General features: G+C 63.0%; 14 protein-coding genes and 1 pseudogene. 7 read left to right on the top strand and 8 right to left on the bottom strand.

Translation table 11 applies throughout. The features are described from left to right. Window positions 1-35 precede the first annotated feature (35 nt). The gene (gene dnaQ / locus GEV38_RS18390) at window positions 36-794 is read left to right on the top strand and encodes a DNA polymerase III subunit epsilon (protein WP_054572487.1); all 759 of its coding nucleotides are present in this window, start codon (window positions 36-38) and stop codon (window positions 792-794) included. Between the two features lie 266 nt (window positions 795-1,060). Further along, window positions 1,061-3,310, top strand: coding sequence for an Orn/Lys/Arg decarboxylase N-terminal domain-containing protein (locus GEV38_RS18385; RefSeq protein ID WP_015271062.1), 2,250 nt, complete (start codon window positions 1,061-1,063; stop codon window positions 3,308-3,310). Here the strand turns inward: GEV38_RS18385 and GEV38_RS18380 are convergent. Next, on the bottom strand, window positions 3,294-3,512 hold the full coding sequence (locus GEV38_RS18380; protein ID WP_015271061.1) for a hypothetical protein: 219 nt from the start codon (window positions 3,510-3,512) through the stop codon (window positions 3,294-3,296). The two genes, GEV38_RS18385 and GEV38_RS18380, sit on opposite strands and share 17 nt — an antisense overlap. A 157-nt stretch (window positions 3,513-3,669) precedes the next feature. Here GEV38_RS18380 and GEV38_RS18375 point away from each other — a divergent pair, with 157 nt between their 5' ends. Further along, window positions 3,670-4,230: an NADPH-dependent FMN reductase gene (locus tag GEV38_RS18375; protein WP_054572488.1), complete on the top strand. Its 561-nt coding sequence runs from the start codon at window positions 3,670-3,672 to the stop codon at window positions 4,228-4,230. A gap of 172 nt (window positions 4,231-4,402) precedes the next feature. On the opposite strand, the gene GEV38_RS18370 is transcribed toward GEV38_RS18375, so the two are convergent. Continuing rightward, entirely contained in the window at window positions 4,403-6,469 is a 2,067-nt protein-coding gene (locus tag GEV38_RS18370; RefSeq protein ID WP_054572489.1) for a TonB-dependent receptor domain-containing protein, read from the bottom strand. A gap of 220 nt (window positions 6,470-6,689) precedes the next feature. Here GEV38_RS18370 and GEV38_RS18365 point away from each other — a divergent pair, with 220 nt between their 5' ends. The 3 genes and pseudogenes from GEV38_RS18365 (at window position 6,690) to GEV38_RS18355 (ending at window position 7,651) form a co-directional block, all read left to right on the top strand. Further along, on the top strand, window positions 6,690-6,938 hold the full coding sequence (locus tag GEV38_RS18365; protein WP_003261017.1) for a helix-turn-helix domain-containing protein: 249 nt from the start codon (window positions 6,690-6,692) through the stop codon (window positions 6,936-6,938). A gap of 11 nt (window positions 6,939-6,949) precedes the next feature. Beyond that, window positions 6,950-7,297, top strand: a complete 348-nt coding sequence (locus GEV38_RS18360) for a head completion/stabilization protein (RefSeq protein ID WP_015271058.1) — start codon at window positions 6,950-6,952, stop codon at window positions 7,295-7,297. After that, window positions 7,290-7,651, top strand: a pseudogene (locus GEV38_RS18355) (hypothetical protein). The gene GEV38_RS18360 and the pseudogene GEV38_RS18355 overlap by 8 nt, the downstream one beginning before the upstream one ends. Here the strand turns inward: GEV38_RS18355 and GEV38_RS18350 are convergent. Continuing rightward, on the bottom strand, window positions 7,648-8,040 hold the full coding sequence (locus GEV38_RS18350) for a helix-turn-helix domain-containing protein (RefSeq protein ID WP_003261013.1): 393 nt from the start codon (window positions 8,038-8,040) through the stop codon (window positions 7,648-7,650). The pseudogene GEV38_RS18355 and the gene GEV38_RS18350 overlap by 4 nt on opposite strands. A 200-nt stretch (window positions 8,041-8,240) precedes the next feature. On the opposite strand from GEV38_RS18350, the gene GEV38_RS18345 reads away from it, so the two are divergent. Beyond that, complete coding sequence (locus GEV38_RS18345) at window positions 8,241-8,504, top strand: ogr/Delta-like zinc finger family protein (protein ID WP_023662582.1); 264 nt, start codon at window positions 8,241-8,243, stop codon at window positions 8,502-8,504. Between the two features lie 78 nt (window positions 8,505-8,582). Here GEV38_RS18345 and nuoN read toward each other — a convergent pair whose 3' ends face one another. The 5 genes from nuoN to nuoJ are packed head-to-tail and all read right to left on the bottom strand — an operon-like array spanning window position 8,583 to window position 14,304. Further along, window positions 8,583-10,052, bottom strand: coding sequence for an NADH-quinone oxidoreductase subunit NuoN (gene nuoN, locus GEV38_RS18340; RefSeq protein ID WP_013973390.1), 1,470 nt, complete (start codon window positions 10,050-10,052; stop codon window positions 8,583-8,585). A gap of 7 nt (window positions 10,053-10,059) precedes the next feature. After that, entirely contained in the window at window positions 10,060-11,592 is a 1,533-nt protein-coding gene (gene nuoM / locus GEV38_RS18335; protein ID WP_015271056.1) for an NADH-quinone oxidoreductase subunit M, read from the bottom strand. A 49-nt stretch (window positions 11,593-11,641) separates the two neighbouring features. Then, a complete protein-coding gene (gene nuoL / locus GEV38_RS18330) occupies window positions 11,642-13,495 on the bottom strand; it encodes an NADH-quinone oxidoreductase subunit L (RefSeq protein ID WP_013973388.1) in 1,854 nt (617 codons plus the stop codon). Beyond that, a complete protein-coding gene (gene nuoK / locus GEV38_RS18325; protein WP_003251446.1) occupies window positions 13,492-13,800 on the bottom strand; it encodes an NADH-quinone oxidoreductase subunit NuoK in 309 nt (102 codons plus the stop codon). The genes nuoL and nuoK overlap by 4 nt, the downstream gene beginning before the upstream one ends. A gap of 3 nt (window positions 13,801-13,803) precedes the next feature. After that, entirely contained in the window at window positions 13,804-14,304 is a 501-nt protein-coding gene (gene nuoJ / locus GEV38_RS18320; RefSeq protein WP_003261007.1) for an NADH-quinone oxidoreductase subunit J, read from the bottom strand.

Here is a 14,304-nt window from a genome sequence, read left to right as displayed (position 1 = left end):
GGCCTTTGTAACTGATGCAAGTTGGAGCGCCCCGCGTGGAGCAGCAGCAAGATAAACGGTTCGTCATTCTCGATACCGAAACCACGGGTATGCCGGTCAGCGAAGGCCACCGGATCATCGAGATCGGCTGTGTCGAGGTCATCGGCCGGCGCCTGACCGGGCGGCACTTCCACGTCTACCTGCAGCCAGACCGCGAGAGTGACGAGGGCGCCATCAACGTCCACGGCATCACCGATGCCTTCCTGATCGGCAAGCCACGCTTTGGCGATGTCGCAGAGGAGTTCTTCGAGTTCATCCAGGGCGCCACGCTGGTCATCCACAACGCGGCGTTCGACGTTGGCTTCATCAACAACGAATTTGCCTTGCTGGGCCAGCAGGACCGCGCGGACATTTCGCAGCACTGCACCATCCTCGACACCCTGCTGCTGGCGCGCGCGCGCCACCCGGGGCAGCGCAACAGCCTGGATGCCCTGTGCAAACGCTACGATATCGACAACTCGGGCCGTGAGCTGCACGGCGCATTGCTCGACTCGGAATTGCTGGCTGACGTCTACCTGGCAATGACCGGTGGCCAGACCAGCCTGTCGCTGGCCGCGCATGGGGCAGAAGCCGAGGATGAAGGGTCGGGTGCTGGTGGCAGCGAGATTCGCCGTATTACCGGGCGTGTGCCAGGGCGAGTGATCATGGCCAGTGCCGAAGAGCTGGAAGCGCATGCCGAGCGCCTGGCGGCCATTGCCAAGTCGGCGGGTGGGCCATCCATGTGGCAGGCTCTGACCGAGACACCTGCTGGCTGATCTTTCGCCTGCTCCGGCCCTTTCGCGGGTGAACCCGCTCCCACAGGTTCATCACAAGTTCCGAAGCCGGTGATGTACCTGTAGGAGCAGCCTTGTGCTGCGAAGAGGCCGGTAGGGCAACAGATCTTCTTCAGCAGAAATGGCCTCTTCGCAGCACAAGGCTGCTCCTACAGATCCTGCGCATGTCTTGAAGGCGATACCGGTCCTGACCACACAGGTTCTACTACCCTGAAATAGACGCCATGTCCTTCGGAGGTAGCCACCTGATGTACAAGGACCTCAAGTTCCCCATCCTCATCGTGCACCGCGCCATCAAGGTTGACAGCGTCGCTGGCGAGCGTGTGCGGGGCATCGCCGAGGAACTGCGCCAGGACGGCTTTGCCGTCCTCGCCGCCGCCGACCATGCCGAGGCCTGCCTGGTCGCTGCCACCCACCATGGCCTGGCCTGCATGCTGATTGCCGCCGAGGGCGTCGGCGAGAATACCCACCTGCTGCAGAACATGGCCGAGCTGATCCGCCTGGCCCGCCTGCGCGCCCCCAGCCTGCCGATTTTCGCCCTGGGCGAACAAGTAACCCTGGAAAACGCCCCCGCCGAAGCCATGAGCGAGCTCAACCAGCTGCGTGGCATCCTGTACTTGTTCGAAGACACCGTGCCGTTTCTTGCGCGCCAGGTGGCGCGTGCCGCACATATCTACCTGGACGGCCTGCTGCCGCCGTTCTTCAAGGCCCTGGTGCAGCACACCGCGCAGTCCAATTATTCCTGGCACACCCCGGGCCACGGCGGCGGCGTGGCCTATCGCAAAAGCCCAGTGGGCCAGGCCTTTCACCAGTTCTTCGGGGAAAACACCCTACGCTCGGACCTGTCCGTTTCCGTGCCGGAGCTGGGCTCGCTGCTCGATCACACCGGCCCCTTGGCCGAAGCCGAAGCCAGGGCTGCGCGCAACTTTGGCGCCGACCACACCTTTTTCGTCATCAACGGCACCTCCACGGCCAACAAGATCGTCTGGCACGCCATGGTCGGCCGCGACGACCTGGTGCTGGTGGACCGCAACTGCCACAAGTCGGTGGTGCATGCGATCATCATGACCGGTGCCATTCCCCTCTATCTGTGCCCCGAGCGCAACGAACTCGGGATCATCGGCCCGATCCCGCTCAGCGAGTTCAGCCCCGAGGCGATCCAGGCGAAGATCCAGGCCAACCCTCTTGCTCGCGATCGCGGGCAGCGCATCAAGCTGGCGGTGGTGACCAACTCCACCTACGACGGCCTGTGCTACCACGCCGGGCTGATCAAGCAGACCCTGGGCGCCAGTGTCGAGGTGCTGCACTTCGACGAGGCCTGGTTCGCCTATGCGGCATTCCACGAGTTCTTTACCGGGCGCTATGCCATGGGCACGGCCTGCGCGGCAGACAGCCCGCTGGTGTTCAGCACCCATTCCACCCACAAGCTGCTGGCCGCGTTCAGCCAGGCCTCGATGATTCATGTGCAGGACGGGGCCAGGCGCCAGCTGGACCGTGACCGCTTCAACGAAGCGTTCATGATGCACATCTCGACCTCGCCGCAGTACAGCATCCTCGCTTCGCTGGACGTGGCCTCGACCATGATGGAAGGGCCGGCCGGGCGTTCGCTGCTGCAAGAAATGTTCGACGAGGCGCTGAGCTTTCGCCGTGCCCTGGCCAACCTGCGCGAGCACATCGCCGCCGACGACTGGTGGTTCAGCATCTGGCAGCCGCCGAGCGCCGAAGGCATCCACCGCCTGGCCGCGCAGGACTGGCTGCTGCAGCCGGGGGCGGAGTGGCATGGCTTTGGCGAAGTGGCGGATGACTATGTGCTGCTCGACCCGCTGAAGGTGACCCTTGTGATGCCGGGCCTGAGCGCGGGCGGTGCACTGGGCGAGCATGGCATCCCGGCGGCAGTGGTCAGCAAGTTTCTCTGGGAGCGGGGGCTGGTGGTGGAGAAAACCGGCCTGTACAGCTTCCTGGTGCTGTTCTCCATGGGCATCACCAAGGGCAAGTGGAGCACCCTGCTCACCGAGTTGCTGGAGTTCAAGCGCCACTATGACGGCAATACCGCCCTGAGCAACTGCCTGCCGAGCGTGGTGGCTGCCGATGCCTCGCGCTATCAGGGCATGGGCCTGCGCGACCTGTGCGACCAGTTGCATGGCTGCTACCGCGCCAATGCCACGGCCAAGCAACTGAAACGGTTGTTCACGCGCTTGCCGGAGGTAGCCGTGAGCCCGGCCCGGGCCTATGACCAGATGGTGCGCGGTGAGGTGGAGGCGGTGCCGATCGAGGCGCTGCTGGGGCGGGTGGCAGCGGTGATGCTGGTGCCGTACCCGCCTGGTATTCCGTTGATCATGCCGGGGGAGCGGTTTACCGAGGCGACCCGCTCGATAGTCGATTACCTGGCCTTCGCCCGGGCGTTCAACCAGGGCTTCCCAGGTTTCGTCGCCGACGTGCACGGCCTGCAGAATGAAAGCGGCCGCTACACGGTGGACTGCATCAAGGAATGCGAATGATCTCGACGCCGCTGCGCGCCAGTTCGAAGCGGTTTTCACCCAGATGGTTGACCTTGTCGCCGATGGCCAGGCGATAGGTGGTGATGGGCGCGCCCAGCGTGCTGCCGTCGGTTTGCAGGGTCGACTCCTGGAACTCGTGCACGGGGTAGATGCGGCCTTCGGCGTCACGGGCGTGGAATTGGTCGACCATTACTGCTGCCATTTGGGTGGAAACCTCTGAATTACGTGGGAAATGTCTGCAGGCATAGACCGTGTAACAGCGTCGGAAGTTTTCGCCCCGTGGAAAAAAAACCAAGGCGCCGAGGAACGGTCATCTATAACTACAACGTCCCTTTACCCAGCAGAGGTTGGAAATTGCCATGAGCCAGGTGTATTCGGTAGCAGTGGTCGTCGGTAGCTTGCGCAAGGACTCCTACAACCGCAAGATCGCCCGCGCACTCTCGGAGCTGGCGCCGTCCAGCCTTGCCCTGAAGATTGTCGAGATTGGCGATTTGCCGTTGTACAACGAGGATGTCGAGGCCGAAGCGCTGCCGGAAGCGTGGAAGCGTTTTCGCGACGAGATCCGCCGCAGTGATGCGGTGCTGTTCGTCACCCCGGAGTACAACCGCTCGGTACCTGGCGGCCTGAAGAATGCCATCGATGTGGGCTCGCGGCCTTACGGGCAAAGCGCCTGGAGTGGCAAGCCGGCGGCAGTGGTCAGTGTGTCGCCTGGTGCCATTGGTGGGTTTGGCGCCAACCATGCCGTGCGCCAGTCGCTGGTGTTTCTGGACATGCCGTGCATGCAGATGCCCGAGGCCTACATTGGCGGCGCGGCTAGCCTGTTCGACGATGCGGGCAAGCTCAGTGACAAGACCCGACCGTTCTTGCAGGCGTTTATCGACAAGTTCGCTTCCTGGGTGAAGTTGAACAGGGCAGTTTGACCTGCCTTGAGCAATCATCGCTGAGCGCACGAACCCTGTAGGAGCGGCCTTGTGTCGCGAAAGGGCTGCGCAGCAGCCCCAGGATTTCAGCTCCGCAACATAAATTGCCGGGGCTGCTGCGCAGCCCTTTCGCGACACAAGGCCGCTCCTACAAAAAGCTGTGCGCAGCGGATTAGCGGAAGCTGTAGGAAACCCCGGCATACACGCCAAAGCCTTCGCCTGGCGTCGAACGGGCCTCATCCTTTCCGGCATCGTTGTAGCCAGGTGTCACCGTCGCCGCATAACGCTTGTTGGTCAGGTTGCGCAGGTCCAGCCAGGTCTGCCAGTCCTGCTTCGGTGAATCCCAGCCCAGGCGTGCGCCGAGCAAGGCATATTCATCGGCGTGGTAACTGTTGGCGTAGTCCACCTGCACCTTCGACGCCATCTGCGTGTTCACCCCGGCGTAGAAACCGCTCGGCCAGTCATAGCGCAACTCGGCCTGGTAGTAGTGCATGGGGATGCCCGGCAGGCGGTTATCGCCGAACTTGTCGTCATCGCGGTAGTGGAAGTCACTGAAGGTGTAGGCCTGGCGCAAACTCAGCCTGCCAGTACCGGCGCGTTCCCACAGGGTACTGTCGAGGCCGGCTTCCACGCCCTGGTGCACGGTGGCGCTGGCGTTGAATTCCTTGGCCGGAGCGCCTTGCACGATCTCCACCGCCAGCAATTCATGGCGAACCTGCGAGTAGTACCACGCCAGGTCCCAATGCCCCAATGCCGATTCGCCGCGTGCACCCAATTCCAGTGTGGTGGCCGTCTGGTTTTGCATCTCGATCGGTTGGTTGGCTGTGGGCGCACTCCAGATCAGGGCCCAGGGATGGGGTGGTTCGACCGAGCGGCTCAGGTTGCCGTACACCTGCAAGTCCGGGCTGATGTCATAGCGCAGCCCCAGGCGTGGTGCATAGTCCCAGTCATGCTGGCTCACTTTGCCGCCCCCGGCAGGGTGGTAAGTGACATCACTTTCACGGCGGGTATAGATCATCGCCAGGCCAGTGGTCAGCCACAGGTTCGGTACCAGCTCCAGGTCATTGCCCACATGCAGCACGGTGTCCGAGCCCTGGTAGGTGAAGTCACGGATGCGCTCACCGAACACGTCGCCATTACGGGTGAACTGTGAAGCACCGCTGTTGGGCAGATGTTTGGTGGTGCGCCAGCCGACGGTGGTCTTGCTCTCGTGGCCGAACAAAGTGTCACGGCGGAAGTAGTTCAAGGTGCCGCTCACATCGGTATAGGCCACCTTCAGGCGCATCGGGCCTTCGCGCAGGTCCATCGGGTAGTCGTGGTAGACCAGGCCAGCTTCCAGGAGCGCATCGTCGTCGAGGTAGAAGGTGGTCTTGTTGCCCACCCAGGTACTGCCCGGTTGCGGGCGGCTGTCGTCGCGGGCCAGGTAGGCCGGGTTCGCGGCGCGGGGGTGGTGCTTGATCTGTTCCTTGGTCAGGCGCCCGGCCAACTCGTTCTCGGTTTCCCGGTAGCGCAGGTAGAAGCGGGTTTCCAGGTTCGGGTTGAAGCGGTAGCCGGCATTGGCCGCCACACCCTTGGCACTGCCGCTGCTGTGCGCCTGGTAGCCTTCATATTCCGAATCGGTCAGGGCCACGTAGTAGTCGAGGTTGCCCAGTACCTGCCCCGAGCTGATGTGCCGATGCTGGTAGCCGCGGCTGCCGACTTCGTAGCGCACCTGCAGCGGCGCGGCGTCGTAGCCGGTGTGGGTGACGTAGTTGATCGCACCGCCCAGGGCGAGGGAACCCTGGTCGAAGCCGTTGGCGCCGCGCAGCACTTCGGCACGGCTAAGCCACAGCGGCTCGAACAGCTCGTAGGGCGTGCCGCCCGGGCCGGTCAGGGGCAGGCCATCGAACATCGTGTACACCCCGGAACCGTGGGCCCCCGGTGCGCGGTTGATGCCCGAACCGCGGATCGACAGTTTGATGCCATCGTTGCCCGCCGATTGGGCGAATACCCCGGGCTGGTAGGCCAGTACATCCTGGTTGCTGGCAACCCGGCCTTGTCCCACGCGCTGCATGTCCACCAGGTTGCTTGCGCCCGGCACTTCGTGCAGGCGTTCGCTGGCTGCAGTCAGGTCGTTCTGCTCCTCATCGGTAATCAGCACCTGGCCCAACTCGACCGGAGGTGCCGCCAGGGCGGGCTGGGAGGCAGCGAAAGCAGCCAGCAGGCCGAGGCAGGATGGTGGGGGCAAAACGCAACGCATTGTACGACTCCAGGCGAAAGGCGAATGGACAACGGCGTTGAGACGAGCGAAATGCCGCTTGGAGCACGAGGAAAGTCGACAAATATCGCGCAACCTTCGTCAGACGGTTTTGTACGAAAGTTCTTTACAAGCCGCAGCGATGGAGCAGGGCGACCTGCGCTTCGTAAGGTGATTGCAGACCGGCAGCGATGCCTCGCTCAATCACCCGTGGAGTTCAAACATGACTGACAACGCACGACACTCGCAGCAACCCCTGGCGGACGCCCCGGTTCGCCTGACGCCACGTGAACGGCAAGTGCTGTTGTGGTGTGCCTACGGAAAGAGCTCGTGGGAGATTGGCCAGATCCTGGAATGCAAGGAATCGACGGTGAACTTCCATGTGTCGAACATCCTGCGCAAGTTCGATGTGCCCACGCGGGTGGCTGCGGTGATCAAGGCCATTCGCTACGGCATGCTGGCCGAGCAGTGAGGGGGTGAAGCATGGGCAACGATCCTCGGTTACGGCGTTTTGCCGATTGCCATGACCCCTTCTGGCCACGGGTGGAACTGGACAGGCTGCGTGAGCGCCTGAACCTGAAGCGGCCTGTCAGTGAGGCTGTGCTGGAAGTGGCCGCACGCTGCGCTGCCATCGACGCGGCACGCGAATTTGCGCGCTGGCGCGCGGTGTTGCGAGAACGGGGCTACAAGCGCCTCGAGGATGTGGCCGGGCATGACCACGGGCGTGCATTGCGGGTGTGCTACATCCGCTTTGTCGAAGCCGCGGTCATGCGTAACCTGGGCTCGACCGCCTACCTGCCCGCCGCACACCGAGGGGCTGCCCATGACTGAAAAATCTGTTGTCGACAGCCTGGCCCCGGCGCTGGTGGAGTTGCTGGGCGTGGATGGCAATGTCCTGTTCGCTGCGCTGCTGGGGGCTTTGCTGGTGAGTGCGGCGCGCGACCGCTTGATCACCAACACGGCCAGGCGCCTGACGCTGGGCAAGAAACTCTTGTTGGTGTTCGTGACCGTGGGGTTGGCCATCTGTTCGAGCCGCTGGTTTCGTCACTGGTGCCCTTGCTGAGCCGTGGCATGGCGGGGTTCGTGGCTGCCGTGGTGGTGATCCCCATCAGCCTCAAGGTGATGGTCTGGCTGGATACGCTGGACCCGCGTGAACTCATCCAGCGCTGGCGCCGCCGGGGCTAGCCGCTGGCGGCATTGGGCGAGCGACTGGTCAGCGCGCTCAATTGCCGCTCCAGCTGCTGGATGCGTTGCTTGTCCTGAACCAGCAGGAGAACGGCTTGGCGATCGGCAAGCGACAGGGTGCGCAGGCGCGCGAGCATGTCCTGTTCCCAGCCTTCGTCGTCCAGGCCTGCGCGATGTCGTTCGGGTTCACCCAGCAGAAGCCAGTCCAGTGAGCATGCATACTGCCTGGCGATGTCTATGCAAAGTGAATAAGGAATGCTGTCGCGCACCTTCCAGCTGCTCAATGTCTGCGGGCTGATCGAGAGCGCTCTGGACAGCTCGGCGTCAGATTCCGTAGCGGTCAGAAGCTTCAGCCTGGTCAGCACCGAAGCAAGTACGTGGGTACTCATAACAAATATCCATGACTGGTTTAATGATATTCCATGGGCTTAAACTACTCGTTATGAATACAGCCCTGCGTTTTAAGGAGCATTCCTGCAATGAGAAGCATCAAACTGAAGAATACACCTATATATGCAGCCAATACTGACAAAACCGGACGACTATTCTCACAGAAGGTAAGCCCGAACAATGCTTGCAGGTACTTGCCGTGAGTACATACAAGCTGGTTTGCCCGCATTGCCACAGCCGGATGCGTATACGCACCAGTGAAGGGCGTCATATTTTCCTGCGGATCGCCTATTTGCAATGCACCAACGAGGCCTGTGGCTGGTCGGTGCGTGCCGAGTTCGAGATGACCCATGAGCTCTCGCCCAGCGGCATGCCCAACCCGGAAGTGTACCTGCCTTCGGCCAACGGTGATTTACGCAAGGCAGCGCTGCCGGGGGCCGTCCAGGACAATCCTGGTGAATAAGCCTTCATGCTCACGGATAAAAGCGTGCAGATAAAAAAACACCCCGCATAAGCGGGGTGTCTTGTTTTGCCGAGGCGATCAGCCGATCAGTTGCAGGCCGGCTTGCTGGACCATTTCCAGCAGCGGTTGCGGGTACACACCCAGCACGAAGGCGAGAATGGCGATGGCCAGCAGCATGACGCCGCCGGTGCGCTGTTCCCACTTCAGCGGGGCGTCGTGGCGACGCAGGTTCGGCTCGACCAGGTACAGGGTGACCATGACGCGCAGGTAGTAGTAGACGCCGATGGCGCTACCGATCACCAGGGCACCGACCAGCCACCACAGGTGCGACTCGACGCCAGTGGCAATGATGTAGAACTTGCCGATGAAGCCGGCGGTCAGCGGGATACCCGCCAGCGACAGCATCATCACGGTCAGTACCGCAGTCAGGTACGGACGGCGCCAGAACAGGCCGCGGTACTCGTACAATGCATCGGCGTCACGGCCGCCGTAAGGCGAGGACATCAGGGTGATGACACCGAAGGCGCCCAGGCTGGTGATCACGTAGGTGACCAGGTACACGCCCATGGCTTCCAGGGCCAGGCCCTTGCTGGCGACCAGGGCGATGACCAGGTAACCGAAGTGGGCGATGGACGAGTAACCGAGCAGGCGCTTGAGGTTGCTCTGGGTAAGTGCCAGCAGGTTGCCGATCAGGATCGAGGCCACGGCAATCACCGCCAGTACGGTGCTCAGCGCGCCGCTGCTGGCAGCAGGGGAGAGCATGAACAGACGCACGACAACGGCGAACACCGCAACCTTGCTGGCGGTTGCCAGGAAGGCGGCGACCGGTGCCGGGGCGCCTTCGTACACGTCCGGGGTCCACAGGTGGAACGGTACCAGCGACAGTTTGAAGGCCAGGCCGACCAGCATCATGCCCAGGCCCAGCTGGGCCACCAGGCTTGGCATGCTGGTGGCGGCCAGGGCCTTGCCGATCTGGTCGAAGCTCAGGCTGCCGGCGTCGGCGTACAGCAAGGCCATGCCGAACAGCAGGAAGGCCGAGCCTGCGGCCGACAGCACCATGTACTTGATGCCGGCTTCCAGCGAGCGCTTGTTGAAGAAGGCATATGCTACCAGGCCATAGACCGGTACTGACAGCAGCTCCAGGCCGATGAACAGGCCGGCCAGGTGGTTGGCGCTGACCAGCACCAGGCCACCGAGGGCCGACATCAGCAGCAGCAGGTACAGTTCTTCACGGTTGCCCGGGAAACCCTTGGAGCCTTCACCGAGGTAGGCGTGGGCAAGGGTGACGCAGGCTAGCGTCGCCACCAGGATGATCGCCATGTACAGGCAGGCGAACTTGTCGATGGTGATCAGCGGGGTGACCGCCAGCGGCGCAACCTTCAGCGCCGGCAGGATCGACAGCAGGGCCAGGTTGAGGCCCACGGTGGACAGCAGGAAGGTCTGCGAGTGGTTGCGCTTCCAGGCGATCGCCAGCATCACCACCACCGTGGTGATGGTGGTGATCAGCATCGGCGCCAATGCGATGAAGTGTTGAGTGGTGAATTCCATAGCGCTCTTACCGGGCCGAAGCGAGTTGAGTGAAAGCGGAACCGAGCCACTGCTGCACACCACTCATGGTGGCGGCAGAGGTGTCGAGGAACGGCTGCGGATACACGCCCAGCAGGATCAGCAGTACCGCCAGACCCAGGACCATGATCAGTTCGCGTCCGTCCATGCCGGCCAGCACGGTGTCGGTCTTGGCCGGGCCGAAGTAGGCGCGGTGGATCATGATCAGCGAGTACACCGAACCGAACACCAGGCCAGTGGTGGCGATCACGGTGATCCAAGGCACGCTGGCGAAGCTGCCGATCAGGATCAGGAACTCGCCGACGAAGTTGCCTGTACCGGGCAGGCCCAGGGAGGCGGCGGCGAAGAACAGGCTGATGGCTGGCAGGTAGGCGATGCGGTGCCACAGGCCACCCATCTGGCGCATGTCACGGGTGTGCAAGCGCTCGTACAGCTGGCCGGCCAGGATGAACAGCGCGGCAGCGGACAGGCCGTGGGCCAGCATCTGGATCACCGCGCCTTGCAGGGCCTGCTGGCTGCCGGAATAGATACCGATCAGCACGAAGCCCATGTGCGAGACGCTGGAGAAGGCGACCAGGCGCTTGATGTCGGTTTGCGCAAAGGCCAGGAAGGCACCGTAGAAGATACCGATCAGGCCCAGGGTCATGGCGATTGGCGCAAACTCGGCCGAAGCGTTCGGGAACAGCGGCAGGGCGAAGCGCAGCAGGCCGTAGGCCGCAGTCTTCAGCAAGATACCGGCCAGGTCCACGGAACCTGCGGTCGGTGCCTGGGCGTGAGCGTCAGGCAGCCAGGAGTGGAACGGCACCACCGGCAGCTTCACCGCGAAGGCGATGAAGAAGCCCAGCATCAGCAGGTATTCGGTACCGGCTGGCAGTTCGGCCTTGAGCAGGTCGCTGTAGTTGAAGGTGATCACGCCGGTGTTGGTGTAGTTGACCAGCACCAGGCCGAGGATCGCCACCAGCATGATCAGGCCGCTGGCCTGGGTGAAGATGAAGAACTTGGTCGCCGCGTAGATCCGGGTCTTCTTGCCGTCCGACGAGCTGTGACCCCAGAGCGCGATGAGGAAGTACATCGGCACCAGCATCATTTCCCAGAAGAAGAAGAACAGGAACAGGTCCAGGGCCAGGAACACACCGACCACGCCGCCAAGGATCCACATCAGGTTGAGGTGGAAGAAGCCGACGTGACGCTGGATCTCTTTCCAGGAACACAGTACCGACAGCACACCGAGCAGGCCGGTGAGCAGGATCATCAGCAGCGACAGGCCGTCGAGGGCCAGGTGGATGCTGATGCCGAAACGCTGGATCCACTGGACTTTGTATTCCAGGGCCCAGGCAGGCTCGGCGCCCGGAGCGGGTGCCAGGGTGTAGTCGCCGTTACCCCACAGCCACAGGCCGATGCCGAGCAGAAGGGACATGGTCAGCAGCGCGATCCAGCGCGGCAGGGTGGCGCCGAAGCGCTCACCCAGCCAGCACAGGAAGCCGCCGATGAAGGGGATCAGGATCAGCCAAGGCAAAATCATGACGGGTTCGTTTCCTTTTGCAGGGTCGCAAGGTTCGCAAGGTTCATGGTCATACCGCGGCCACTACCACAGCGCCGAGTACCAGCACTGCGCCAACGGCGATCGAAGCGGTGTACCAGCGCAGCTGGCCGGTCTCGGTCTTGCTCATGGCGACGTGGCCGCCGCGAGCCAGGCGAGGAATCAGGCCTATGCTGCGGTCAACCGGATCCTTGCGCAGGATGTGGCTGATCAGCAGGTAAGGTTTGACGAACAGCTTGTCGTAGATCCAGTCGAAGCCCCAGGCGGCGAACCACCAGGCCGACAGGACACGACCGATACCGCTGTTGGCGACGGCGCTGACGAAGCGGCGCTTGCCCAGGAACAGCAGGGCCGACAGCAGGATACCGGCGATGGCGATGGCGCCCGAAGTGATCTCCAGCGCGTGCTTGGCTTCGCCACCGGCGTGGCCGGCGCTTTCAGGCAGCACACCTGCCAGCGGCGGGGTGATCCAGGCGCCGACGAAGGTCGACAGCACGATCAGCACGCCCAGCGGCAGCCAGTGGCTGATGCCGTGGCCAGCGTGGGCTTCGGTCTTGGCTTCGCCGTGGAAGGCGATGAAGATCAGGCGGAAGGTGTACAGCGAGGTCATGAACGCACCGACCAGGCCGGCGTACAGCAGGCCGGTGTTGCCGCTGGCGAAGGCTTCCCAGAGGATCTCGTCCTTGGAGTAGAAGCCCACGGTCACGATCGGCAGGGCAGCCAGGGCAGCGCCACCGACCACGAAGCTGGCGTAGGCCAGCGGCAGTTTCTTCCACAGGCCGCCCATCTTGAAGATGTCCTGCTCGTGGTGGCAGGCAACGATCACCGCACCGGAGGCAAGGAACAGCAGGGCCTTGAAGAAGGCGTGGGTCATCAGGTGGAAGATCGCCGCGTCCCAGGCGCCAACGCCCAGGGCCAGGAACATGTAGCCGATCTGGCTCATGGTCGAGTAGGCGAGGATACGCTTGATGTCGGTCTGCACCAGCGCGGCGAAGCCGGCCAGTACCAGGGTCACGCCACCGACCACCCCTACCAGGTGCAGGATGTCCGGCGCCAGCAGGAACAGGCCGTTGGTACGGGCGATCAGGTACACGCCCGCGGTCACCATGGTTGCCGCGTGGATCAGCGCGGAGACCGGAGTAGGGCCGGCCATCGCGTCGGCCAGCCAGGTCTGCAGTGGCAGCTGGGCCGATTTACCGACCGCACCACCCAGCAGCATCAGGGTTGCCAGCACCATCCAGGTGTCGCCAGCCTGGAACTTCTGCGGTGCCAGCACCAGCAGTTCCTGCACGTTCAGGGTACCCAGCTGGACGAACAGGATGAACAGGCCGATGGCCATGAACACGTCGCCGATACGGGTGACGATGAATGCCTTGAGTGCCGCGTTACCGTTGTTGCGGTTGCTGTAGTAGAAACCGATCAACAGGTACGAGCACAGGCCCACGCCTTCCCAGCCGAAGTAGATGAACAGCAGGTTGTCGCCCAGCACCAGGAACAGCATGCTGGCGATGAACAGGTTGGTGTACGCGAAGAAGCGCGAGTAACCGGCTTCGCCACGCATGTACCAGGAAGCGAACAGGTGGATCAGGAAGCCGACACCGGTGACAACGCCGAGCATGGTGACCGACAGGCCGTCCAGGTACAGGGTGAAGTTCGGCGCGAAGCCGTCCACCGACATCCACTGCCACAGCAGCTGGCTGTACGCGCCGCCTTCAGGCGGGGCGACATTGAATTGCCAGATGACGTAGGCGGCGGTGGCGGCCGAAAGGCCTACCGAGCCGACGCCGATCAGGGCGGACAGGTTCTCCGAGAACCGCCCGCGCGAGAACGACAGCAGCAGGAAGCCGACGAGGGGGAAGACGAAAGTCAGGAAGAGAAGGTTCATCCGCGCATCTCACTGGCAGCATCGATGTCGAGAGTGTGGAAGCGGCGATACAGCTGCAGCAGGATGGCCAGGCCAATACTGGCCTCGGCGGCTGCCAGGCTGATCACCAGAATGAACATCACCTGGCCATCGGGCTGGACCCAACGGGCACCGGCGACGACGAACGCCAGGGCAGAGGCGTTCATCATGACTTCCAGGCTCATGAGCACGAAGAGGATGTTGCGGCGGACCATCAGGCCAACCAGACCTAAGCAGAACAGGATGCCGGCGACCGCCAGACCATGCTCGAGAGGGATAGCACCCATGATTTACTCCTTCGCCTCGTTGCGGCCCAGGTGGAAGGCGGTGACGGCCGCGGCCAGCAGCAGCATCGAAGCCAGTTCGACCACCAGCAGGTAAGGGCCGAACAGGCTGATGCCGACTTCTTTCGGGCCCACGGTGGTACCGCTGATGCCGGCGCCGCTCGGGGTGACGAACAGCACGTACAGCAGCTCCAGCAGCAGCAGGGCGGCGAGGATCACCGGCCCGGCCCAGATACCGGGCTTGAGCCAGCCCCGTTCCTGGGCGACCGAAGCCGGCCCGAGGTTGAGCATCATCACCACGAACACGAACAGCACCATGATGGCGCCGGCGTAGGCGATCACTTCCAGGGCGCCGGCGAACGGCGCACCCAGGGCGAAGAAGATCATGGCCACGGAAATCAGCGAAATGATCAGGTAAAGCAAGGCGTGCACGGGGTTGGTGCCGGTCACCACCCGAAGGGTGGAGACCACGGCGATCCCGGATGCGAAGTAGAAAGCGAATTCCAT

Source organism: Pseudomonas sp. 13159349 (assembly GCF_013305685.1).
GTDB classification, from domain to species: domain Bacteria; phylum Pseudomonadota; class Gammaproteobacteria; order Pseudomonadales; family Pseudomonadaceae; genus Aquipseudomonas; species Aquipseudomonas asiatica.
This window is presented reverse-complemented; position numbering and strand designations above follow the sequence as displayed.

What these genes read in the sequence shown, in the direction of transcription:
- GEV38_RS18385 (WP_015271062.1), top strand. Translation starts at nt 1,061, where the DNA reads ATGTACAAGGACCTCAAGTTCCCCATCCTCATCGTGCACCGCGCCATC.
- GEV38_RS18380 (WP_015271061.1), bottom strand. Translation starts at nt 3,512, where the DNA reads ATGGCAGCAGTAATGGTCGACCAATTCCACGCCCGTGACGCCGAAGGC.
- GEV38_RS18375 (WP_054572488.1), top strand. Translation starts at nt 3,670, where the DNA reads ATGAGCCAGGTGTATTCGGTAGCAGTGGTCGTCGGTAGCTTGCGCAAG.
- GEV38_RS18370 (WP_054572489.1), bottom strand. Translation starts at nt 6,469, where the DNA reads ATGCGTTGCGTTTTGCCCCCACCATCCTGCCTCGGCCTGCTGGCTGCT.
- GEV38_RS18365 (WP_003261017.1), top strand. Translation starts at nt 6,690, where the DNA reads ATGACTGACAACGCACGACACTCGCAGCAACCCCTGGCGGACGCCCCG.
- GEV38_RS18360 (WP_015271058.1), top strand. Translation starts at nt 6,950, where the DNA reads ATGGGCAACGATCCTCGGTTACGGCGTTTTGCCGATTGCCATGACCCC.
- GEV38_RS18350 (WP_003261013.1), bottom strand. Translation starts at nt 8,040, where the DNA reads ATGAGTACCCACGTACTTGCTTCGGTGCTGACCAGGCTGAAGCTTCTG.
- nuoN (WP_013973390.1), bottom strand. Translation starts at nt 10,052, where the DNA reads ATGGAATTCACCACTCAACACTTCATCGCATTGGCGCCGATGCTGATC.
- nuoM (WP_015271056.1), bottom strand. Translation starts at nt 11,592, where the DNA reads ATGATTTTGCCTTGGCTGATCCTGATCCCCTTCATCGGCGGCTTCCTG.
- nuoL (WP_013973388.1), bottom strand. Translation starts at nt 13,495, where the DNA reads ATGAACCTTCTCTTCCTGACTTTCGTCTTCCCCCTCGTCGGCTTCCTG.
- nuoK (WP_003251446.1), bottom strand. Translation starts at nt 13,800, where the DNA reads ATGGGTGCTATCCCTCTCGAGCATGGTCTGGCGGTCGCCGGCATCCTG.
- nuoJ (WP_003261007.1), bottom strand. Translation starts at nt 14,304, where the DNA reads ATGGAATTCGCTTTCTACTTCGCATCCGGGATCGCCGTGGTCTCCACC.